The 20,688-nt window shown below is 69.9% G+C and carries 20 protein-coding genes; 8 read left to right on the top strand and 12 right to left on the bottom strand.

Annotation, left to right across the window (positions count from 1 at the left end; genetic code table 11):
- The first annotated feature begins 16 nt into the window (after window positions 1-16).
- The 5 genes from ctaE (at window position 17) to WFH25_RS00260 (ending at window position 5,400) form a co-directional block, all read left to right on the top strand.
- Entirely contained in the window at window positions 17-655 is a 639-nt protein-coding gene (gene ctaE / locus WFH25_RS00280) for an aa3-type cytochrome oxidase subunit III (RefSeq protein WP_031260857.1), read from the top strand.
- A gap of 21 nt (window positions 656-676) precedes the next feature.
- Window positions 677-1,486, top strand: coding sequence for a cytochrome bc1 complex diheme cytochrome c subunit (qcrC, locus tag WFH25_RS00275; protein ID WP_071294687.1), 810 nt, complete (start codon window positions 677-679; stop codon window positions 1,484-1,486).
- A 33-nt stretch (window positions 1,487-1,519) separates the two neighbouring features.
- A complete protein-coding gene (gene qcrA, locus WFH25_RS00270; RefSeq protein ID WP_070418987.1) occupies window positions 1,520-2,587 on the top strand; it encodes a cytochrome bc1 complex Rieske iron-sulfur subunit in 1,068 nt (355 codons plus the stop codon).
- The gene (gene qcrB, locus WFH25_RS00265) at window positions 2,587-4,272 is read left to right on the top strand and encodes a cytochrome bc1 complex cytochrome b subunit (RefSeq protein WP_070418986.1); all 1,686 of its coding nucleotides are present in this window, start codon (window positions 2,587-2,589) and stop codon (window positions 4,270-4,272) included. Before qcrA ends, qcrB begins: the two co-directional genes overlap by 1 nt.
- 168 nt (window positions 4,273-4,440) lie before the next feature.
- Complete coding sequence (locus WFH25_RS00260; protein WP_071294686.1) at window positions 4,441-5,400, top strand: phosphodiesterase; 960 nt, start codon at window positions 4,441-4,443, stop codon at window positions 5,398-5,400.
- A gap of 102 nt (window positions 5,401-5,502) precedes the next feature.
- Here WFH25_RS00260 and WFH25_RS00255 read toward each other — a convergent pair whose 3' ends face one another.
- The 4 genes from WFH25_RS00255 to WFH25_RS00240 form a co-directional block, all read right to left on the bottom strand.
- Window positions 5,503-7,056 carry a stealth conserved region 3 domain-containing protein gene (locus WFH25_RS00255; RefSeq protein WP_071294685.1) on the bottom strand — a complete coding sequence of 518 codons (1,554 nt, stop codon included), beginning with the start codon at window positions 7,054-7,056 and terminating at the stop codon, window positions 5,503-5,505.
- Window positions 7,057-7,149: 93 nt separating this feature from the next.
- A complete protein-coding gene (locus WFH25_RS00250; RefSeq protein ID WP_336696461.1) occupies window positions 7,150-7,605 on the bottom strand; it encodes a DUF6804 family protein in 456 nt (151 codons plus the stop codon).
- A complete protein-coding gene (locus WFH25_RS00245) occupies window positions 7,605-8,189 on the bottom strand; it encodes a GDSL-type esterase/lipase family protein (protein ID WP_336696460.1) in 585 nt (194 codons plus the stop codon). The genes WFH25_RS00250 and WFH25_RS00245 overlap by 1 nt, the downstream gene beginning before the upstream one ends.
- Window positions 8,186-9,718 (bottom strand): SDR family oxidoreductase, encoded by a 1,533-nt coding sequence (locus tag WFH25_RS00240; protein ID WP_070418981.1) that lies wholly within the window; start codon window positions 9,716-9,718, stop codon window positions 8,186-8,188. Before WFH25_RS00240 ends, WFH25_RS00245 begins: the two co-directional genes overlap by 4 nt.
- Window positions 9,719-9,760: 42 nt before the next feature.
- On the opposite strand from WFH25_RS00240, the gene deoC reads away from it, so the two are divergent.
- The 3 genes from deoC (at window position 9,761) to WFH25_RS00225 (ending at window position 12,300) form a co-directional block, all read left to right on the top strand.
- A complete protein-coding gene (gene deoC, locus WFH25_RS00235) occupies window positions 9,761-10,492 on the top strand; it encodes a deoxyribose-phosphate aldolase (RefSeq protein ID WP_071294682.1) in 732 nt (243 codons plus the stop codon).
- A gap of 128 nt (window positions 10,493-10,620) precedes the next feature.
- Window positions 10,621-11,568 (top strand): ROK family protein, encoded by a 948-nt coding sequence (locus tag WFH25_RS00230; protein ID WP_070419594.1) that lies wholly within the window; start codon window positions 10,621-10,623, stop codon window positions 11,566-11,568.
- A gap of 156 nt (window positions 11,569-11,724) precedes the next feature.
- Window positions 11,725-12,300: a type IV toxin-antitoxin system AbiEi family antitoxin gene (locus tag WFH25_RS00225; protein ID WP_336696459.1), complete on the top strand. Its 576-nt coding sequence runs from the start codon at window positions 11,725-11,727 to the stop codon at window positions 12,298-12,300.
- Here the strand turns inward: WFH25_RS00225 and WFH25_RS00220 are convergent.
- The 8 genes from WFH25_RS00220 to ruvC form a co-directional block, all read right to left on the bottom strand.
- Window positions 12,279-14,639 carry a RelA/SpoT family protein gene (locus WFH25_RS00220; protein WP_229085942.1) on the bottom strand — a complete coding sequence of 787 codons (2,361 nt, stop codon included), beginning with the start codon at window positions 14,637-14,639 and terminating at the stop codon, window positions 12,279-12,281. The genes WFH25_RS00225 and WFH25_RS00220 overlap by 22 nt on opposite strands.
- A 57-nt stretch (window positions 14,640-14,696) precedes the next feature.
- On the bottom strand, window positions 14,697-15,044 hold the full coding sequence (locus WFH25_RS00215; RefSeq protein ID WP_092387135.1) for a rhodanese-like domain-containing protein: 348 nt from the start codon (window positions 15,042-15,044) through the stop codon (window positions 14,697-14,699).
- Window positions 15,044-16,045, bottom strand: coding sequence for a protein translocase subunit SecF (gene secF, locus WFH25_RS00210; RefSeq protein ID WP_070418977.1), 1,002 nt, complete (start codon window positions 16,043-16,045; stop codon window positions 15,044-15,046). Before secF ends, WFH25_RS00215 begins: the two co-directional genes overlap by 1 nt.
- The gene (gene secD, locus WFH25_RS00205; protein ID WP_071294679.1) at window positions 16,045-17,796 is read right to left on the bottom strand and encodes a protein translocase subunit SecD; all 1,752 of its coding nucleotides are present in this window, start codon (window positions 17,794-17,796) and stop codon (window positions 16,045-16,047) included. The genes secF and secD overlap by 1 nt, the downstream gene beginning before the upstream one ends.
- A gap of 87 nt (window positions 17,797-17,883) precedes the next feature.
- Window positions 17,884-18,291 carry a preprotein translocase subunit YajC gene (locus tag WFH25_RS00200; protein WP_070418975.1) on the bottom strand — a complete coding sequence of 136 codons (408 nt, stop codon included), beginning with the start codon at window positions 18,289-18,291 and terminating at the stop codon, window positions 17,884-17,886.
- A gap of 95 nt (window positions 18,292-18,386) precedes the next feature.
- On the bottom strand, window positions 18,387-19,424 hold the full coding sequence (gene ruvB / locus WFH25_RS00195; protein ID WP_071294678.1) for a Holliday junction branch migration DNA helicase RuvB: 1,038 nt from the start codon (window positions 19,422-19,424) through the stop codon (window positions 18,387-18,389).
- Window positions 19,421-20,038: a Holliday junction branch migration protein RuvA gene (gene ruvA, locus WFH25_RS00190; protein ID WP_336696458.1), complete on the bottom strand. Its 618-nt coding sequence runs from the start codon at window positions 20,036-20,038 to the stop codon at window positions 19,421-19,423. Before ruvA ends, ruvB begins: the two co-directional genes overlap by 4 nt.
- On the bottom strand, window positions 20,035-20,682 hold the full coding sequence (gene ruvC / locus WFH25_RS00185; RefSeq protein ID WP_175475696.1) for a crossover junction endodeoxyribonuclease RuvC: 648 nt from the start codon (window positions 20,680-20,682) through the stop codon (window positions 20,035-20,037). The genes ruvA and ruvC overlap by 4 nt, the downstream gene beginning before the upstream one ends.
- Between the last annotated feature and the right edge of the window lie 6 nt (window positions 20,683-20,688).

The raw sequence follows: 20,688 nt of genomic DNA, 5'->3' as shown, positions 1-20,688 counted from the left end.
CGTGGTTTCGGCCATAATGGAGTCTGTGACTAGCACCCCTCTCTCCAGATCCGCCAGCGGTCCGGTCCTGAACAGGCCGAACGCCGTTGCCGTGGGGACGATCGTGTGGCTGGGCAGCGAGGTCATGTTCTTCGCCGGCCTGTTCGCGATCTACTTCACGTTGCGCAGCACCTCGCCCGAACTCTGGGCGACCGAGACCGCCAAGCTCGAGGTGCCCTTCGCCTCGGTGAACACGATCATCCTGGTGCTGTCCAGCTTCGCCTGCCAGTTCGCGGTCTTCGCGGCCGAGCGCTTCCAGGTGCACCGGACGAGCTGGAACCCCAAGGACTGGGGCATGACGGAGTGGTTCTTCGTCACGTACTGCATGGGCGCGATCTTCGTCTGCGGCCAGATCTTCGAGTACGCGAACCTCTGGCACGAGGGCGTGACGCTCTCCTCCAGCGCCTACGGTTCGGCCTTCTACATGACCACCGGGTTCCACGGTCTGCACGTCACGGGTGGCCTCATCGCCTTCCTGCTGACGCTCGGCCGCGGGTTCGCCGCCAAGAACTTCGGTCACAAGGAAGCGACCACCGCGATCGTCGTGTCGTACTACTGGCACTTCGTCGACGTCGTCTGGATCGGCCTCTTCGCCGTCATCTACCTTCTCAAGTAGGAACTGGATAGCCCCCACCGCATGTTCAACAGAACCAAGTCCAAGAAGGGCCGCCGTTCACCGATGGCGACCGTGTCGCTCATCGTCGTCGGTCTCATGACCACCGGCGGTGCGTACGCGCTGTTCAGCTCCACGGCGAACGCCGACGACAGCACGAGCACCGTGGCGGCCTCGAGTCAGTCGAAGGTGAACGAGGGCCAGAAGCTCTTCGCCTCGAACTGCGCCACCTGCCACGGCCTCTCCGCGCAGGGCACCAGTGAGGGTCCGTCCCTCATCGGTGTCGGTGCCGCGTCGGTCGACTTCCAGGTCGGCACCGGCCGCATGCCGATGGCCGCCCAGGGTCCCCAGGCCGAAGAGAAGCCCGCGCAGTTCACGGACGAGCAGATCGACGCACTCGCCGAGTACGTCGCGTCGCTCGGCCCCGGCCCGGCGGTCCCCTCCGAGAGCCTGACCAACGGCGAGGACGGCGACGCCGCCGAAGGTGCGGAGCTCTTCCGCATCAACTGCGCCATGTGCCACAACGTGGCCGGCGCCGGTGGTGCCCTGACCGAGGGCAAGTACGCGCCGAACCTGCAGTCGGTGTCCGGCAAGCACATCTACGAGGCCATGGTCACTGGCCCGCAGAACATGCCGGTGTTCAACGACCTGAACCTCACCCCCGAGCAGAAGGCCGACATCATCACGTACCTCAAGTACGTGCAGGACAACAAGTCGCCCGGCGGGTTCGCACTCGGCTCCCTCGGCCCGGTGGCAGAGGGTCTGTTCATCTGGATCTTCGGACTCGGCGCGGTCGTCGCGATGACCGTCTGGCTGACCGCGAAGTCCAACTGATCGTCCGTGTCGAACGACACTGAAGGGAACACCATGGCAGAGCACGACGACGAGGCACTGAACTCGTCCTCGGCTGTCGAGAAGCACGGCACGACCACCACCTCGGCCGGGATCGCGGTCCTGCCGACGGACCCGTTCGAGAACCCGGGCGAGCCGCCGCACCGCGCACGCCGCACCGACGTCGACCCGAAGAAGCAGCGCCTGGCCGAGCGTCAGGTCGCCACGTTCTTCTACCTGTCGATCGTGGGCAGTGTCCTCGCGATCGCGGCCTACGTCGCCTTCCCGATCGACTCCGACGACTTCGGGACCGTCCGGACCGCCAACCTCTGGCTCGGCCTCTCGATCGCCCTCGCCCTGCTCGCGCTGGGCCTCGGCGCCGTGTACTGGTCGAAGTCGCTCGTGGTGGACCGCGAGATCACCGAGCTCCGCCACGGCACCCGCGGCACCGACGCGACCCGTGCCAAGGCGGTCGAGGCGTTCCAGCTCGCCGACAAGGAGTCCGGCTTCAGCCGTCGCAAGCTGATCCGCAACTCGATGATCGGCGCCCTGGCGGCCTTCCCCCTCCCGGGCATCGTCCTCGTGCGCGACCTCGCGCCCGCGGCCGACCCGAACGAACTCCTCCGCCACACCATGTGGGCGAAGGGCACGCGCCTGACGAAGGACCCGACGGGTCTGCCGATCAAGGCGTCCGACGTGACCATCGGTTCGGTGTTCCACGTCATCCCGGACGGCATGCTCGACAAGGAGGACATGCTCGAGGAGAAGGCCAAGGCCTCCGTCCTCCTCATGCGCCTCGACCCCAAGGACCTCAACCCCTCCAAGGGCCACGAGAACTGGGGCTACGACGGCATCGTCGCGTACTCGAAGATCTGCACCCACGTCGGATGCCCGGTCGCCCTGTACGAACAGCAGACGCACCACCTGCTCTGCCCGTGCCACCAGTCGACCTTCGATGTCTCGAACAACTGCGAGGTCATCTTCGGGCCGGCGGCACGCCCCCTCCCCCAACTTCCGATCGCGATCGACGACGACGGCTACCTGGTTGCGCAGAGCGACTTCCACGAGCCCGTCGGCCCGTCCTTCTGGGAGCGTGAACGCTGATGAGCAGCACGACCACCAACGCACCTGCGTCGTCGACCACCAAGCCGGCACCGGAGCGCGGATCCCGCATCATCGGCGGGGTCGCCAACTACATCGACGAGCGCACGAGCATCTCGGGCCTCGTGAAGGAGGTCGGGCGCAAGATCTTCCCCGACCACTGGAGCTTCATGCTCGGCGAGGTGGCGCTCTACAGCTTCGTCGTCGTCCTGCTGTCCGGTACCTTCCTCACGTTCTTCTTCCAGGCGTCCATGGCCGAGGTGGTCTACCACGGCTCGTACGTCCCGCTGAAGGGCATCGAGATGTCGACCGCACTGCAGTCGACGCTCAACATCTCGTTCGACATCCGCGGCGGGCTCTTCGTCCGGCAGATCCACCACTGGGCGGCCCTGCTGTTCGTGGCCTCGATCATGCTGCACATGGCCCGCGTGTTCTTCACCGGTGCCTTCCGCAAGCCGCGTGAGCTCAACTGGGTGTTCGGCTTCATCCTGTGGGTCCTGGCCATGGCCGAGGGCTTCACGGGCTACTCGCTCCCCGACGACCTGCTCTCCGGCAACGGTCTGCGGATCATCGTCGGCATGATCGAGGGTGTGCCGGTCATCGGCGTCTGGATCGCCTACCTGCTCTTCGGTGGCGAGTTCCCGGGCACCGACATCGTCGGCCGCCTCTACACGCTGCACATCCTGCTGCTCCCGGCGATCCTCGTCGCGGTGCTCGGCGTCCACCTCGTGCTGGTCGTCATCAACAAGCACACGCAGTTCGCCGGCCCCGGCAAGACGAACGAGAACGTCGTCGGCGTGCCGATCCTCCCGGCGTTCGCGGCGAAGGCCGGTGGGTTCTTCTTCATCGTCGCGGGCATCCTCGCCCTCATCGCGTCGCTGTTCACGATCAACCCGATCTGGAACTACGGCCCGTACGACCCCTCCCCGGTGTCCGCCGGTACCCAGCCCGACTGGTACATCGGCTTCGCCGACGGCGCGCTCCGTCTGGTTCCGCCGCACTGGGAGGTCGTGTGGTTCGGCTACACGGTGTCGTTCAACATCCTCGTGCCGATCGCGGTGCTGGTGTTCCTCATCCTCGCCATCTTCATCTACCCCTTCATCGAGGGTTGGGTCACCGGCGACAAGCGTGAGCACCACATCCTCGACCGCCCGCGCAACGCCCCGACCCGCACGGCGTTCGGTGCCGCCGGCATCACGCTCTACGCGAGCCTCTGGGCCGCCGCGTCGTCGGACATCATCGCGACCCACTTCTACGTGTCGATCGACCACGTCATCCACGTGATCCAGGCCACGACGGTCCTCGGCCCGTTCGTCGCCTTCTGGATCACGAAGCGCGTGTGCCTCGCCCTGCAGAAGAAGGACCGCGAGATCGTCCTGCACGGGTACGAGTCCGGACGCATCGTGCGACTCCCCCACGGCGAGTACATCGAGGTGCACGAGCAGCTCGACGAGTACGAGCGTTGGAAGCTCCTGCAGTTCAACGAGTACAAGCCGCTCATGATCCGTCCGAACGCCCGAGGCAAGATCTCGAGCCTGCAGAAGGCCCGCGCCAGCATGTCGCGCTTCTTCTTCGAGGACCGGATCACCCCGGTGTCCAAGGCCGAGCTCGAGGCTGCGCACGCTGCGCACCACGGCCCGGACCTCGAAGCCGGACACGAAGCGCCCGCGGTCGAGTCGAAGCACTAGGCACCCCGCGCACCGGAACCCCCGTCACCTCGGTGGCGGGGGTTTCGTCGTGCGTGCGGGAACACGCCGTGCCGCGTTCACGTTCGATTCACCGACACGTGCTGGACTCGTCCAGGACGGTGTGGCACTGTGTTGCACCACGCACCCGACCAACGGAATGAGACCCCGATGGACAGCCGGACGGCCGAACACCCCAGGCCGAACCACTTCCTGCTCCACCTCAGCGACACCCATCTCGTGGCGGGCGACGGCGACCTCTACGGTGACGTCGACTCAGCTGCGCGGCTCGGCCAGATCATCGCCGACATCGAGTCGTCGGGGACGCGTCCCGAGGCCATCGTCGTCACGGGCGACGTCGCCGACAAGGGCGAACCCGGCGCGTACGCCCGCATCCGCGACATCGTCGAGCCGGCCGCGCGGCGGATCGGTGCACAGGTCATCTGGGCGATGGGCAACCACGACGAACGCGGTGCCTTCCGGCAGGAGCTGTTCGGGCTCCAGCCGACCGACCGTCCGGTCGACTTCGTCTACGACGTCAACGGCCTCCGGGTGATCACCCTCGACACGAGCGTGCCCGGCGCCCACCATGGCGAGGTCTCCCCCGAGCAGCTCGACTGGCTGGCCGAGGTCCTGTCGGAGCAGGCGCCGCACGGCACCATCCTGGCGATGCACCACCCGCCGGTGCCGAGCGTGCAGGACCTCGCCGTCCTCGTCGAGCTCCGCGACCAGGACGCCCTGGCCGAGGTCGTCGAAGGCAGCGACGTCATCGCCATCATCGCCGGCCACCTGCACTACTCGACGAGTGCCGTCTTCGCGGGCATCCCCGTGTCGGTGGCGAGTGCCACGTGCTACACGCAGGACCTCACCGAGTACCAGGGCGGCACCCGAGGGCAGGACGGCGCCCAGTCGTTCAACCTCGTGCACGTCTACGGCCACAACGTGGTGCACTCGGTCGTACCGATCGGGCACTACGCCACGGTCGGCGAGCCGGTGTCGTCCGCCCAGACCGAGGCTCGGCTCGCAGCGGCCGGCGTGACGATCCCGGCGGCTGCGGAGCCCGCGCCGGTGACGTCGAGCATCCCGGTGTTCACGCTCGACTCCGTGCCGGTCTCCCCCGTCCACCGGTAGGCCGCCGCACTTCGTGAGCAGGAATGGTCGGGTCGGCGCTGTGGACCCGACCATTTCTGCTCACCATGCGCCGGCGCGGGGCCCTCGCCCGCGCGCCCGGCCTCAGCCCGCGGGGCGCTCCCACGGCGCGGGGAACGGGAAGTACTTCTCGAGGAAGTCCGTCACCCGCTGCGTCCGCTCCTCGTCGCTGACCTCGGGGAAGCTCCCGTCGTTCAGGCAGAAGAAGTCCGCGTTCCGCTTCTTGAGCAGGTCGCCGAGCGCCCGCAGACCGGACTGCATCGTCGTGTCGATGTACCGCACCTCGGCGTTCTCCTGCACGATCGCCCGGCCGGTCAGCAGCGAGTAGTAGTGGTACAGCGAGTTCGTCACCGAGATGTTCTCGGCAGCACGGAACCGTGAGGCCGCGGTGGCCGCGAACTCGTCCGCAAACTCGTGCTCCATCTCGGTCATGATCGAGGCGCGCAGCGGGGTCGGCGCGTGCTCGAGGTGCCGGGTCGTCACCGCACCGAACCGCTGCTGAAGCAGTCGGCGGTTGACCCGGGCGGAGTTCTCGAACCCGCTGCGTGCCGGGTTGTTCGACCCGAGGCCGATCCGCGTCGTCGCGAGGATGAACTTCGTCACCGAGCCCGGGCTGAAGAACACCGAGGGGTCGACCAGGCGGCCGAAGAACATGTCGTCGTTCGAGTAGATGAAGTGCTCGCTGATGCCCGGGATGTGGTGCAGCTGCGACTCGACGGCCTGCGAGTTGTGCGTCGGCAGGACGGAGGGGTCGGCGAAGAACTCCTCGGAGCGGACGATGCGCACCTTGGGGTGGTCGGCGAGCCAGGCGGGCGCCGGGGAGTCCGTGGCGATGTAGATCTGCCGGATCCACGGCGCGAACGTGTGCACCGATCGGAGCGCGTACTTCAGCTCGTCGATCTGGCGGAAGCGGGCGGGGGCGTCGTCGCCCTCGCCCAGGACCGCACCGGACTGCGCTGCCTGTCGTGCCCGCTGGTACTCGATGGCGTTGCCGTCGACCCACGAGAACACGATGTCGATCGGGAACCGGATGTCGGACACGTGGTCGTCGAACATGTGCTCGACCGTGCGCCAGGTGCGGCCGTACCGCTCGATGTCGACGAGCACGAACTCGTCGACGGGCAGGCTGCGGCGCATCAGGGCGTTCTCGACGGGCGCGAGGACCTCGGTGTCGGTGACCCGCCAGAACTCGAGCTGCACACTCGTCTCGGCGCCGTAGCGCAGGCGTCCGAGCGGCTCGAGGCGCGGCCGGAACACGCGCAGGACGGGCTCGTCGACGGAGCCGAGGCCGTCGTCGATGACGAGCACCGCGGGCTTCCCCGGGGGCTTCGCGTAGAAGGGCTCGTTCGCGGCGGCGGCCATCACGGCGCTCTCCGCCCGCTGCCGGTCGCGCTCGTCGAGGGCGATCACCGGCCGCTGGTCGTTGCCGCGGATGAGCAGGTGGTCGACGTCACCGGCGGTGAGGGCGTCGTCGAGGAACAGGAGGTCCTCGATCATCGACTGCTGCGGCGTCAGGTGCCCGTTGACGAGCGTCAGGCGTCCCTTCCGCACGACGACGTCGGGACGTTCGAGACCGCCGGAGGACGGTCGAGGGTTCAGCAGAGGACTCTCGGTCACCGGCTCGGTCTCGTTGCTCATCCACACCCTTCGGATCAGTGCGCCGGACCCGTTTGCCCGGCGACTCATCCTACCGTCCGCGCGGACGCTCGGTCCGCTCGTCGGTCGCCCGGGCTAGGGCCTGGAGGCGCTGCTCGCCTCCGCCTCGCGCGGCACCTTCACGACGATGCCGACGACGATGAACAGGGCGGCCGCGACGAGCTGCAGTGCCGCCCACACCTCGCCGGGGATCGGCACGACCGCGAGCGGGTTCCAGCAGACGGCGATCGCGGCCATCAGGAGCGCCGCCCACCACGTCCGCCCCCGCACGGCGAAGACGAGGACGATGAGGCTGAGCACGGTGACACCCCAGCGGGCGAACACGAAGCCGGACGAGTCGACGATCGCGACGCAGGCGAGGAGCACGATCGCCGCGATCAGCGACGGGGCCAGGGCGGGCCGGGTGAACGGCGGCAGCTCGCGCCCTGCCCCCCGGCCAGTCGCCGAGCCAGACCGCGTCGGCTCCGCCCCGCCCACCGGCACGCCGTGCAGCGACGATCCGGCCGGTGGTCGGCCCTTCCGTCCTGCCATCAGGCGGTGGCCCCGTCGAGGTCGATCGCCTGGATGGACCGGGACATCGGCGGGAGCTCGCGCATCCGTTCGAGCGCGGGCACGAGCTCGGCGACGTAGGCCCGGTAGCCGTCCTCGGTGAGGTGCAGGCCGTCGTCGGTGAACCGGTCGTCGAGGTGGTCGCCGTCGGCGAGGGCCGGCCACGCGTCGAGGTACTGGGCGTGGCAGGTGGCGACGAACTGGCGGAGGTGCCGGTTCGCCTCCTCGATCTTCGCCGTGTACTCCGCCTGCCGCGGCAGGATGGAGACGAGGAGCAGGCGGACGCCCGGGAGCTCGCGGCGGAGGGTCACGAGCACGGACTCGACCCCGCGGACGACGTGCTCGACGCTCTTGCGGTGGTTGCCGAAGTCGTTCGTGCCGATGAGCAGGACGATGACCTCGGGCTGCTCGGCCACGACGGCGTCCAGGCGTGCGAGGACCCCGTCGGTCGTGTCACCGCCGATGCCCTGGTTGACGGTCCGCTCGTCGGGCAGCCAGGCGTCCCACGACCCCTGCTCGGTGATGCTGTCGCCCAGGAACAGGACGCTCGTGCGTTCCTCGGTCATGCTGCCTCCTCGTGTGCGGGTTCCGGGTTCCCATTCTGCTGGGTCCAGTTCCGCCCCGTCGACTCGGTGTGCTCGGACTCCCGCTCGGCGGCCGCCGTGATGCGCTCGACCATCCCGGGGAAGATCACGCCGTGGAACGGCAGGATCGAGTACCAGTACAGGCGGCCGGCGAGCCCCTGCGGGAAGTAGATCGCCCGCTGCCGGTAGTCGCTGCCGCCGTCGTCCGCGGGGGTCACGGTCATCTCGAGCCAGGCGCGGCCCGGGGACTTGAACTCGGCGCGCAGTCGCAGGTAGCGCCCGCGTTCGAGCCGCTCCACGCGCCACCAGTCGAGGGCGTCGCCCTGCTCGAGGCGCTTCTGGTCGCGGCGACCGCGGTTCAGGCCGACTCCCCCGGCGAGCTTGTCCATCCACCCGCGGGCCACCCAGGCGAGCGGGAACGAGTACCACCCGTTCTCGCCGCCGATCGACTCGACGACCCGCCAGACGTCGTCCGCCGATGCGGCCGAGTGGCGCTTGCGGTCGTCGACGTAGACGGTGTGGCCGGCCCAGTCCGGGTCGCTCGGCAGCGGGTCCGCGGGCGTGGCGGCGAGGGTCGCGTTCCGCCAGCTGGTCTCGACCTCGCCGGTGCGCATGCGACTCAGGGCGAGACGGACCGCGCGGCGGTACCCGGTCAGCCCGCCCTCCGGCCGCGGCACCACGTCGTCGATGTCGTGCTCGCGCTGGACGCACTCGAACTGGAGCGACTCGATGATCGGCTTGGCGAGCTTCCGCGGGATCGGCGTCACGATGTTGAACCAGTGCGCCGCGAGCCCCGGGGTGAGGACGGGCAGGGGCGAGATCGGGCGCTGCGGGAGCTTCGCCTCCACGGCGTACCCGTTGAGCATCTGCCCGTAGCGGAGGACGTCCGGGCCGCCGATGTCGAACGTGCGGTTGACGTCGGCGGGGATGTCGAGCGCCTTGACGAGGTAGTAGAGGACGTCACGGACGGCGATCGGCTGGATGCGGTTCCGGACCCACCGCGGCGCCGGCATCCACGGCAGGACGTCGGTGACGTGGCGGATCATCTCGAACGAGGTGCTCCCGGACCCGATCACCACGCCGGCCTGGTACGCGATCGTCGGGACGCCGGAGTGGAGCAGGACGTCCCCGACCTCCTTGCGGCTGCGGAGGTGCTTCGAGAGTTCGCCGTCGGGGTGCAGGCCGCCGAGGTACACGAACCGCCGCACGCCGGCGGCCGAGGCCTCGCGCGCCATGGTCTCGGCGGCGTCCCGCTCGGCCCGCTCGAAGTCGCCGTCCGCACCCATCGCGTGGGCGAGGTAGTAGACGGCCTCGATGTCGGCGACGGCCCGGCGCACGGCGTCGGCGTCCTGCAGGTCGCCGGCGGTGATCTCGACGTCGTCGTGCCAGGGGACGTCCTGCAGCTTCCGGGGCGTGCGGACGAAGACGCGGACGGTGTGACCGGCTTCGAGGAGACGTGGGACGAGACGACCGCCGATGTAGCCGGTGGCCCCGGTGACGAGGACGCGCATGCGGGGCACGGTACGCGGCTCGGCTCCGGGTAGGCTTGCCGGGTGGACAAAGCAGCGTTCTCCGTCACCGCCGATGCCGTCCGTGGTCTCATCGACCACGCGATCCTCAAGCCCGAACTCACGCGTTCGGACGTCGACGCCCAGCTCGACGAGGCCGCCGCGTACCGCGTGTTCAGCGTGTGCGTCCGCCCGAGCGACGTCGCGCACGCCGTCGAGCGCCTGACCGGCACCGGGGTCGGCGTCGGCACGGTCATCGGGTTCCCGCACGGCACCACGTCCACCGCGGCCAAGGTCGCCGAGTCGCTGCAGGCCCTCGCCGACGGTGCGTTCGAGCTCGACATGGTGCAGAACATCGGCGCCGCGAAGTCCGGCGACTGGGAGCGCGTCGAGGCCGACGTCCGCGCCGTGGTCGACGCCGCGGGCAGCACCGTCGTCAAGGTCATCCTCGAGACCGCCTTCCTCACCGACGACGAGATCGTCGCCGCATCGCGTGCCGCACGGTCCGCCGGTGCCGCCTTCGTGAAGACCTCCACCGGGTTCGCCGGCGGCGGCGCCACCGCGGAGCACATCGCCCTCATGCGCGCCACGGTCGGCCCTGACACCGGCGTGAAGGCCTCCGGCGGCGTCCGCGGGCTCGACACGCTGCTCGAGATGGTAGAGGCCGGCGCGGACCGCATCGGCACGAGCGCCTCGGCACGCATCCTCGACGAGGTCGCGCACCGCGCCGAGACCGGCACCGCGTCGGCCGTCGGCGACGACACCACGTCCTACTGACGGTCCGGGGCGCGAGCCCCCGCGACCTCCAGCACCACCCGACCCACCACCAGGGGCCGGCGCCCACCGGACGCGACGACGCGTGCGGGACCGGCACCGCGCCTCCAGACCGCCGCATCGGAGCGCGCATGTCCACGACCCAGTCCACCCCCCTCGCCCTCGCCGTCGACCTCGGCGGCACGAAGGTCGAGGCGGCCCTCGTCACCGACGCCGGCGTCGTCCTCCCCGCCACGCGGTTCCGCAGCCCGACCGGCCCCGGCCGGACGTCCGACGAGCTGCAGGCCGCGGTCGACGAGGTCGTGACGGCCGCCCTCGCCGCGCTGCCGACGGACGCCACGCTCGTCGGTGTCGGCATCGGCTCGGCCGGTCCGGTCGACGAGGAGCACGGACTCGTCTCCCCGCTCAACATGCCGGTCTGGCGCGGGTACCCGCTCCGGGACCGCGTCGCCGCGCACGTCCCCGCCGGCGTCCCGGTCACGCTCCGCATGGACGGCCTGGCGATCACGCTCGCCGAGCACTGGGTCGGCGCGGCGCAGGGCTCCGACCACGTGATGGGCATGATCGTGTCCACCGGCGTCGGCGGCGGCCTGATCCTGCACGGCCGGACCGTCAGCGGCCCGACGGGCAACGCCGGGCACATCGGCCACGTCGAGTGCGGCGGCTTCGACGACCACTGCGCGTGCGGCGGCACCGGCTGCCTCGAGGCGATCGCCAGCGGCCCGAAGACCGTCGCGTGGGCGCAGCGGCAGGGGTTCACGGGCAGCACCGGCGAGGAGCTCTCGGCGGCCTACGCGGCGGGCGACGAGATCGCGGTCGCGGCCGTCAAGCGCAGCGGTCGCGCCCTCGGGCAGGCCATCGCGGCGGCCACGAGCCTCGTCGACCTCGAGGTCGTGGCCATCGGCGGCGGGTTCTCGCACGTCACGCCCGACCTCTTCGAGTACGCGCGCGAGGCGGTGGCGGAGCGGGTCGAGTTCGGCTTCGTGACCAAGGTGCGGATCGTCCCGACGGGGCTGTCGCAGGACGGTCCCCTCATCGGCGCCGCAGCGCTCGTGCACCGGGCCGACGTGCTGCGCTGACGACGTCGGCGCTCGACGGCACGTGCTGACGGACGGGAGGCGCGGTGCGGGGCCGACCCGCGCCTCCTGGCCCACAGGTGGTCACGTCGCGGCCGCACGTCCGTCGCTCTCCACAGGGCGCGTCGACGCGCAGTGCGCGTCGGGCAGGATGTCCGGGTGTCCCGAACCCGGCTGCTGACGAGCGACGACTGGCCCGAGGCCGAGCTGCGCGCAGCGGTGCTCGCCGGCGAGCTCGTGGCCGTCGGGGCGTGCTGGGCCTCTCCCGCCGAACCGCAGACCCCGGCGCTCCGGGCGGCAGCCGCGGCCTGGGCACTCCGTGACGCCCGCCTCATCGCGAGCACCCGGACTGCCGCGTGGGTCTGGGGTGCCGTCTCGCGTGCACCGATCCCGCTCGAGGCCTGTGTCCCGCTCCGGGTCCGCGTGCACGTCGACGGCGCGCTGCGCGTCCGCGAGGTCGTGATCACGGACGAGGACGTCATCGTCCTCGGTAGCCTCCGCGTCACCACACCGCTGCGCACGGTCGTGGACCTGCTGCGCAGCCCCGGGGACCGGCCCGGTGGGTTCGACCCGTCGGACGCCGCGGCGGTGGTCGGGCTCCTGGCGATCGGTGCGGTGTCGGTCGACGCGGTCGCCGGGTCCCTCGCGACGCTCGGGACGATCCCGATGGCTCGGCAGGCGGAGCGGCGGTTGCGGGCGGTCCTGGAGTCCGGTCAGCCCGCGCTGACCCGGTAGACGTCGTAGACCGCGTCGATCCGTCGCACCGCGTTGAGCACACGGTCCAGGTGGGTCGTGTCACCCATCTCGAACACGAAGCGGCTCAGCGCGAGCCGGTCGGACGACGTCGAGACCGTCGCGGACAGGATGTTCACGTGGTGGTCCGTCAGCACCCGGGTCACGTCGCTGAGGAGCCCCGACCGATCGAGCGCCTCGATCTGGATCTGCACGAGGAACACCGACTTCGAGGACGGCGCCCACTCGACCTCGATCATCCGGTCGGGCTCGTTCATGAGCGACTTGACGTTCGTGCACGAGGCCTGGTGCACCGAGACGCCCTGGCCGCGGGTGATGAACCCGACGATCTGGTCGCCCGGGACCGGCGTGCAGCACTTCGCGAGCTTCACGAGGATGTCCGGCGCGCCACGCACGAGGACGCCGCTGTCGCTGTTGCGCAGCTGCCGGCTCGTGACCTGGCGGGGGAAGCTGAGCTCCGGCTCTTCCGTCTCGGTCTCGGTCTGGACGTTCCCGAGGACCTTCTCGATCACCGACTGCGTGGAGACGTGCCCCTCGCCGACGGCCGCGTACAGCGCGGAGATGTCGTCGTAGCGCATCGACGACGCGACCTCGGAGATCGAGTCCTGGCTCATGATGCGCTGGAGCGGCAGGTTCTGCTTCCGCATCGCCCGCGCGATCGCGTCGCGGCCCTGCTCGATCGCCTCTTCACGGCGTTCCTTGGTGAACCACTGCTTGATCTTGTTCCGGGCGCGTGGGCTCCGGACGAAGGTCAGCCAGTCCTGGCTGGGGCCGGAGTCGGGGTTCTTCGAGGTGAAGATCTCGACGACGTCGCCGCTCGACAGGGCGCTCTCGAGGGGCACGAGACGCCCGTTGACCTTGGCGCCCATCGTGCGGTGGCCGATCTCGGTGTGCACGGCGTACGCGAAGTCGACGGGGGTCGCACCGGACGGCAGCCCGATGACCTTGCCCTGGGGCGTGAAGACGTAGGTCTCCTTCGCACCGATCTCGTACCGGAGCGAGTCGAGGAACTCCCCCGGGTCGCTCGTCTCGGCCTGCCAGTCGGTGATGTGCGCCAGCCACGCCATGTCCTGGTCGGTCGCCGACGAGGAGTCGACGTCACGGCCGGCCGCGCGCTGCTTGTACTTCCAGTGGGCGGCGACACCGAACTCGGCCCGCTGGTGCATCTCGTGCGTGCGGATCTGGATCTCGACCGCGCGACCCTGCGGCCCCAGGACGGTGGTGTGCAGCGACTGGTACAGGTTGAACTTCGGCGTCGCGATGTAGTCCTTGAACCGGCCCGGCAGCGGCGTCCACCGCGCGTGCACGGAACCGAGCATCGCGTAGCAGTCGCGCACGGTCGGGACGAGGACGCGGATGCCGACGAGGTCGTAGATCTCGTCGAACTCGCGCCCGCGGACGATCATCTTCTGGTAGATCGAGTAGTACTGCTTCGGCCGGCCCATGACCTCGCCGCGGACCTTGGCGGCCTTGAGGTCCTTCTTGAGCGTGCCGATGACGTTCTGGACGAACTGCTCGCGCTTCGGCTGACGTTCCTTCACCAGGCTGTCGATCTCGACGTACAGCTTGGGGTGGAGCACCGCGAACGAGAGGTCCTCGAGCTCCAGCTTGATCATCTGGATGCCGAGCCGGTGCGCGAGCGGCGCGTAGATCTCGAGGGTCTCCTTCGCCTTGCGCGTGGCGGAGGTCGACTCGACGAAGCCCCACGTGCGGGCGTTGTGCAGCCGGTCGGCGAGCTTGATGACCAGGACGCGGATGTCCTTCGACATCGCGATGACCATCTTGCGGACGGTCTCGGCCTGGGCGCTGTCGCCGTACTTGACCTTGTCGAGCTTCGTGACGCCGTCGACGAGCATGGCGATCTCGTCGCCGAAGTCCTCGCGCAGCTGGTCGAGCTGGTAGTCGGTGTCCTCGACGGTGTCGTGCAGGAGTGCCGCGGCGATGGTGATCGGCCCGATCCCGAGGTCGGCGAGGATCTGCGCCACCGCGACCGGGTGCGTGATGTACGGCTCGCCCGACTTGCGCTTCTGCCCGTCGTGCGCGCGTTCCGCGACCGAGTAGGCGCGCTCGATGAGCGTCACGTCGGCCTTGGGGTGGTGCGACCGGACGGTGCGGATCAGGGTGTCGACGGCACCGGCGGGCTGGGCGCGCGAGAACAGCCGCGGCAGCAGCGACCGGAGCGAACCGAGGTTGCCGGTCGTGTTCGGCCCGAGCGGACTCGTCGGCCGGGGTGCGGAGCCGGGGCGGCTCGCGGAGCCGGTATCCTGCCCTGCCCGCGGCGCAGAGGCGTCCTGCGGCGTGGACTCACGCGTGTCCGTCATGCTGCGCCTCCCGGGATGCCCGTCCGAGCTCGATCCGACAAGACTACGCGTGTCCGGTCAGTGCTCGTGACGCGGTTCGCCCTGGGCGTCGCGCACCACGGGGGCGCCCGACTGCTCCCACGCGACCATGCCGCCGACGAGGTTCACCGCGGGGACACCGGACTGCTCGAGTGCCGCCACGACCCGTGCGGAGCGTCCGCCCGAGTGGCAGACGATGATCGCGGGCTCGTCCCCGCCGTCGATCTCCTTCCACCGGGCGACCAACTCGGACATCGGCACGAGGGTCGCTTCGGGAGCGTGGACCTCGTCCCACTCCCCCTGTTCGCGCACGTCGAACAGGCGCGCACCGGCGTCGATCCGCCGACGGGCCTCGGCGACGTCGATGTCGACGATCTCCGCCGGCATCAGACGCCCGCCGTCGCGTCGACCTCGCGCTGACGCTTGGCGGCAGCGGCCTGCTTCTTGGCGTCGGCCTGCTTGATCTTCGGCTCGTTCTCTCGCAGGTGCGCGTACATCGGCGACGCGATGAAGATCGTCGAGTAGGTGCCGACGATGATGCCGATGAACAGCGCGAGCGAGATGTCGCGGAGCGTTCCGGCGCCGAGGATGTACGACCCGATGAAGAGGATCGCGCCGACCGGCAGCAGAGCGACGACCGAGGTGTTGATCGACCGCACGAGCGTCTGGTTGACCGCGAGGTTCACCGACTGGACGAAGGTGCGGTGGGACTCCTGGCTCGTGTTCTCGCGGACCTTGTCGAACACCACGACGGTGTCGTACAGCGAGTAGCCGAGGATGGTCAGGAAGCCGATCACCGCCGCGGGCGTGACCTCGAGCCCGACGATGCCGTACACGCCCGCCGTGATGAGGAGGTCGTGGAGGAGCGCCACCATCGCGGACACCGACATCTTCCAGGTGCGGAAGTACAGCGCCATGAACACCGCCGCGAGGGCGAGGAAGATCACGAGGCCGCGGATCGCCTGGTTGAGCACGTCGGCACCCCAGGTCGCACCGATGAAGGTCGCGGCGACCTGGCTGTCCGGGACGTCGTAGGCCTTCGCCAGGGCGTCCTGGACCTCGGAGGTCTCACGGTCGGTGAGCTGGCCGGTCTGCACGCGGATGCCGTGCGTACCGAGCTGCGAGACACGCGGGACGCCGTCGGGGACGATCGACTCGACGGTCTCGGTGGCGAGGTTCTGGTCGAGCGTCTTCACGTCGGAGAGCGTGAACTCGGACCCGCCGGTGAACTCGATGCCGAGCTGGTACCCGCCACGCAGCCACGGGACCGCGAGCGAGACCACGATCGCGATGATCGCGATGACGTACCAGGTCTTGCGTCGGCCGACGATGTCGTACGAACGCTTCCCCGTGTAGAGGTCGCTGCCGAACTGGCTGAAGCTGGCCATCAGTCGTCCTTCCCGTCCGGCGTCGTGCCGTTCTCGCCGGAGGCCTGCGCGGCCTTCCGCTCTGCGATCGTCTGTCGACGCTGCGCCTCACCGGCGCTGCGCTGACGCCTGCCGTCGACGACCGGCGCGCGGAACTGCGCGCGACCGCGGTAGACGGCACCGAGGGCCGCGGGATCGAGCCCGCTGAACCGGTGTCCCTCGCCGAAGAAGCGGCTGCGAGCGATGAGCTGCATCATCGGGTGCGTGAACATCACGACCACGACGACGTCGATCAGGGTGGTGAGGAGCAGCGTGAACGCGAAGCCCTTCACGTCGCTCACCGCGAGGATGTAGAGCACCACGGCGGCGAGGAAGTTGATCGAGTCGGACGCCAGGATCGTGCGCAGGGCACGCTTCCACCCGGACTCGACGGCGCTCTCGAGGCCGCGGCCGTCACGGAGTTCGTCCCTGATGCGTTCGAAGTACACGATGAACGAGTCCGCCGTGATGCCGATCGCGACGATCAGACCCGCCACACCCGCCAACGACAGGCGGTAGTCGACGCGCCAGGACATGATCGCGATCACGAGGTACGTCAGCGCCGCGGCCACACCGAGCGAGAGGACCGTGACGAACGCGAGCGCCCGGTACTGGATGACCGAGTAGATGATGACCAGGATCAGACCGATCAGACCCGCCACGAGGCCACCGACGAGCTGCGCGGTACCGAGCGTCGCGGAGATGTTCTCGTTCGACTGGACCTGGAAGTTGATCGGCAGCGCGCCGTACTTCAACTGGTCGGCGAGGGTCTTCGCGGAGTCGGCCGTGAACGAGCCGGTGATCTGCGCCTTGCCGTTCGTGATGGCCGCGTTCGACGCCGGGGCCGTGATGACGGAGCCGTCGAGGACGATCGCGAACTGGTTCTGCGGCGGCTGCAGCTTCACGAGCCGGCTGGTGACGTCACGGAAGTCGTCCGAGCTCTTGCCCTTGAACGTCAGGTTGACGGCCCACTGGCCGGTCGACGTGCCCTGCGAGTCGGTCGCGAGGCCGGAGGTGGCGTTGCTGATGCCCGAGCCGGACACCTCGACCGGGCCGAGGATGTACTTCGCGGCACCGTCCTGGTCACACGTGACGAGGGGCTCGTCGTCCGGCGCCGTCGTGACGTCGTCCGGAGCGTTGCAGTTGTAGTTCGTGTACAGGTCCTGCAGCGCCGGCGTGACCCAGTTCAGGTCGCTGCCGTTGGTCGGCTTGGCGCTCGGCGTCGCGGCGAGCGATGCCGGCGGGGAGTACGGCGTCGCGGAGGCCGACGAGGACCCACTGCCGCCCACCGCGGTGTTGGTCGCCGCCTCGGTGTAGAGGACCGGGCGGAACGTGAGCTTCGCCGCCGCCTCGATGCGGTCGATCGTCGCCTTGTCCGGCTTGCCCGGGATGGAGACGACGATGTTGTTCGTCCCCTGGGTGTTGATCTGCGATTCCGAGACACCGGTCGCGTTGATGCGCTGCCGGATGATGTTCACGGCCTGGTTGAGCTGCTGGCTCGTCACCGAGCCGCCCTCGGTGTTCTGCGCCGCGAGCGTCAGCTGCGTGCCGCCCTGGAGGTCGAGGGCGAGTTCCGGGACCCAGCTGGCCCCTTCGAACCACTTGCCGCTGTCGTCCTTGGTGTTCCCGGCGAGGACCGACGCGGCGGTGTTCAACCCCGCGAGGACCGCCATGAGGATCACCAACCAGGTCAGCGAGCGGATCGCCTTCTTGACGGGTGTCGATCGTGCCACCGGTCGTCTCGTCTTTCTGTCAGGACCGACGGCGGTTGACCGGCGGCAGGTGTCGCCGCCGGGTCGGTGGACCCGGCGGCCGAGGAGTCAGTCTTCGGTCTTGCGCTTCGCAGCGTCGGTGTCGGCGTCCGTGGACTCGACACGCTCGCCGTAGATCGGCTCCCCGTTGAGCTCGGCGACGGGCTTCGGCGCTGCCGGCTCGTCCTCGGGCGTGGCCGTGGTGGTGATGTCCGACGCGGTGTCGTCGACGACACGCGACAGGGTCTGGCGGTGGACGGTGACGACCGTTCCGGGTGCGATCTCGACGTCGGCCGTGACCTTCTCGTCGTCGACCGACAGGAGCGTGCCGTACAGACCGAAGGACAGCATGACCTTCGCGCCCGGCACCATCTTGGTGGCGAGCTCGCCCTGCTGCTTCTTGCGCTTCCGGCTGTTGTAGAACATGAAGGCCGCGAACGCCACGACGATGACGATGAGGATGACTTCTTGACCCATGATGCGTTGCCTTCTCTGGTTGCTCGGTTTCGGGCCGTAGCAGTCTAGGGCACACGTCTGTGCGTGGCATGTCACCGAGACCGCGGACGGGGACGTCAGTCGGCGTCGTCGTCGAACAGCCCGGGCTGTGCGAGGCCGGTCTGCCCGGGTGTCATGTCGAAGTGCCGCCAGGCCTGCGGGGTGGCGATCCGCCCGCGGGGGCTGCGGGTGACGAGGCCGACCCGGACGAGGAACGGTTCGACGACCGACTCGATGGTCTCCGACTCTTCCCCGACGGACACCGCGAGGGTGTTCAGGCCGACGGGACCGCCGTCGAAGCGCGTCAGCATCGTCTCGACCACGGCGCGGTCGAGGCGGTCGAGTCCGAGTTCGTCGACGTCGTAGAGGTCGAGGGCGCCCTGCACGGCGGCCATGCCGTCGGTGGTGCGGTGCACGAGGGCGTAGTCGCGGACACGTCGGAGCAGACGGTTCGCGATGCGTGGTGTGCCCCGGGAGCGCCCGGCGATCTCGCGCAGCGCGGACCGGTCGATGTCGAGTTCGAGCAGGTGTGCTGCCCGGATGAGGACCTGCTCGAGCTCGTCCTTCTCGTAGAACTCGAGGTGGGCGGTGAACCCGAAGCGGTCGCGCAGCGGGTTCGGCAGGAGGCCGGCACGCGTGGTGGCGCCGACGAGGGTGAACGGCGCGAGGTCGAGCGGGATGCTCGTGGCGCCGGCCCCCTTGCCGACCATCACGTCGATGCGGAAGTCCTCCATCGCGAGGTAGAGCATCTCCTCTGCCGAGCGGGCCATCCGGTGGATCTCGTCGATGAACAGGACCTCGCCGGGGACGAGTGACGACAGCACCGCGGCGAGGTCACCGGCGTGCTGGATCGCCGGGCCGCTCGACATCCGCAGGGGCCGACCGGACTCGTGCGCGACGATCATCGCGAGGGTCGTCTTGCCGAGTCCGGGAGGGCCGGCCATCAGGATGTGGTCGGGCGTCCGGTCCTGAAGCGCCGCCGCCTTGAGGAGCAGGTCGAGCTGCCCTCGGACCTTCCGCTGCCCGACGAACTCGTCGAGGGACTTCGGGCGGAGGGCCCCCTCGAACGCGAGTTCCTCTTGTGACTCGGCGCCCGCGGCGGTGATCCCGCTCACCGGCCGGCACCGGCGGGGCGGAGCGCCCCGAGGGCGGCGCGGAGCAGTGCCTGGGTGCCCATCGAGGCGACGCCCGGCTCGGACGCGATGGTCTCGTCGACCGCACGCTGCGCGGCGTCCTCGCGCCAGCCGAGGCCGACGAGGGCGGCGACGACGTCGGTCGCGGCCGGGTGCGCGGTGCCGCCGCGGGCCGCCACGACGGGGGCCTGCTCGAACGCGGCGAGCTTGCCGGAGAGGGCGACGATGATGAGCTTGGCGGTCTTCGGGCCGATGCCGGAGACCTTGCGGAAGGCGCTGTCGTCGTCGTGTGCGACGGCGTTCGCGACCTGGGCCGGGTCCATGTGGGCGAGGACGCCCATCGCCGACTTCGGGCCGACGCCGGACACGCTGCGGAGGAGGTCGAACACCTGGAGCGCGTCGGTGGACTCGAAGCCGAACAGGAGGTGCTCGTCCTCGCGCACGATCATCGCGGTCCGGACGAAGACCTCGGACCCGTGGCGCATCGTCAGCGCGTGCGCCGGGGTCACCGTGACCGCGTAGCCCACTCCCCCGACCTCGATCACCACGCCGGAGCCGGCGATGTCGATGCAGGTGCCCCGGAGACTCGCGATCATGCCCCGAGCCTACGGCCGGCCACCGACGATGCCGACGAGCCACGCTGCGAGCGACCGGCGGCCGCGGCCGCGGCGCGTGCCAGCGGCGAGTCGACCGTGCCGCCCTGTGCGTCCCGCCACGCACGCTGTGCCGGGGTGAGGTTCGTGGCGCGCGTGCCGACCGTGTCGGGTGACCCGAGCCTCCAGGCGTGGCACACCGCCAGGGCGAGCGCGTCCGCGGCGTCGGCGGGCTTGGGGGCCTCGTCGAGGCCGAGCACGCGCGCGATCATCGTCTGCACCTGGCGCTTGTCCGCGTTGCCGTACCCGGTCACGGCGGCCTTCACCTCGGACGGGGTGTGCAGCCCGACCGGCAGCCCCCGTGCCGCCGCGGCGTGCAGGGCGAGGCCGGCGGCCTGCGCCGTGCCCATGACCGTCCGGACGTTCGCCTGCGCGAACACCCGCTCGACCGCGACGGCGTCGGGACGGTGCTCGTCGATCTCGGCGGCGATGCCGTCGGCGATGCGGAGCAGCCGCTGCTCGAGCGCCATGTCCGCCGGGGTGCGCACGACCGTCACATGGACGAGCCGGGCGCGCCGGTTCGATGCGACCTCGACGATGCCGACGCCGCACCGCGTGAGCCCGGGGTCGACCCCGAGCACGCGCAGCATCGG

The sequence above is a fragment of the Curtobacterium sp. USHLN213 genome (assembly GCF_037144815.1).
Classification (GTDB): domain Bacteria; phylum Actinomycetota; class Actinomycetes; order Actinomycetales; family Microbacteriaceae; genus Curtobacterium.
The sequence above is the reverse complement of the archived record's forward strand: the minus strand, read 5'-3'. Positions and strand labels throughout refer to the sequence as shown.

Coding starts and splice junctions, on each gene's coding strand:
- WFH25_RS00200 (WP_070418975.1), bottom strand. CDS start 18,291: ATGGGTCAAGAAGTCATCCTCATCGTCATCGTCGTGGCGTTCGCGGCC.
- WFH25_RS00220 (WP_229085942.1), bottom strand. CDS start 14,639: ATGACGGACACGCGTGAGTCCACGCCGCAGGACGCCTCTGCGCCGCGG.
- qcrC (WP_071294687.1), top strand. CDS start 677: ATGTTCAACAGAACCAAGTCCAAGAAGGGCCGCCGTTCACCGATGGCG.
- qcrB (WP_070418986.1), top strand. CDS start 2,587: ATGAGCAGCACGACCACCAACGCACCTGCGTCGTCGACCACCAAGCCG.
- WFH25_RS00240 (WP_070418981.1), bottom strand. CDS start 9,718: ATGCGCGTCCTCGTCACCGGGGCCACCGGCTACATCGGCGGTCGTCTC.
- secF (WP_070418977.1), bottom strand. CDS start 16,045: ATGGCCAGCTTCAGCCAGTTCGGCAGCGACCTCTACACGGGGAAGCGT.
- WFH25_RS00230 (WP_070419594.1), top strand. CDS start 10,621: ATGTCCACGACCCAGTCCACCCCCCTCGCCCTCGCCGTCGACCTCGGC.
- WFH25_RS00250 (WP_336696461.1), bottom strand. CDS start 7,605: ATGGCAGGACGGAAGGGCCGACCACCGGCCGGATCGTCGCTGCACGGC.
- ruvA (WP_336696458.1), bottom strand. CDS start 20,038: ATGATCGCGAGTCTCCGGGGCACCTGCATCGACATCGCCGGCTCCGGC.
- qcrA (WP_070418987.1), top strand. CDS start 1,520: ATGGCAGAGCACGACGACGAGGCACTGAACTCGTCCTCGGCTGTCGAG.
- WFH25_RS00255 (WP_071294685.1), bottom strand. CDS start 7,056: ATGAGCAACGAGACCGAGCCGGTGACCGAGAGTCCTCTGCTGAACCCT.
- WFH25_RS00215 (WP_092387135.1), bottom strand. CDS start 15,044: ATGCCGGCGGAGATCGTCGACATCGACGTCGCCGAGGCCCGTCGGCGG.
- ctaE (WP_031260857.1), top strand. CDS start 17: ATGGAGTCTGTGACTAGCACCCCTCTCTCCAGATCCGCCAGCGGTCCG.
- WFH25_RS00245 (WP_336696460.1), bottom strand. CDS start 8,189: ATGACCGAGGAACGCACGAGCGTCCTGTTCCTGGGCGACAGCATCACC.
- WFH25_RS00260 (WP_071294686.1), top strand. CDS start 4,441: ATGGACAGCCGGACGGCCGAACACCCCAGGCCGAACCACTTCCTGCTC.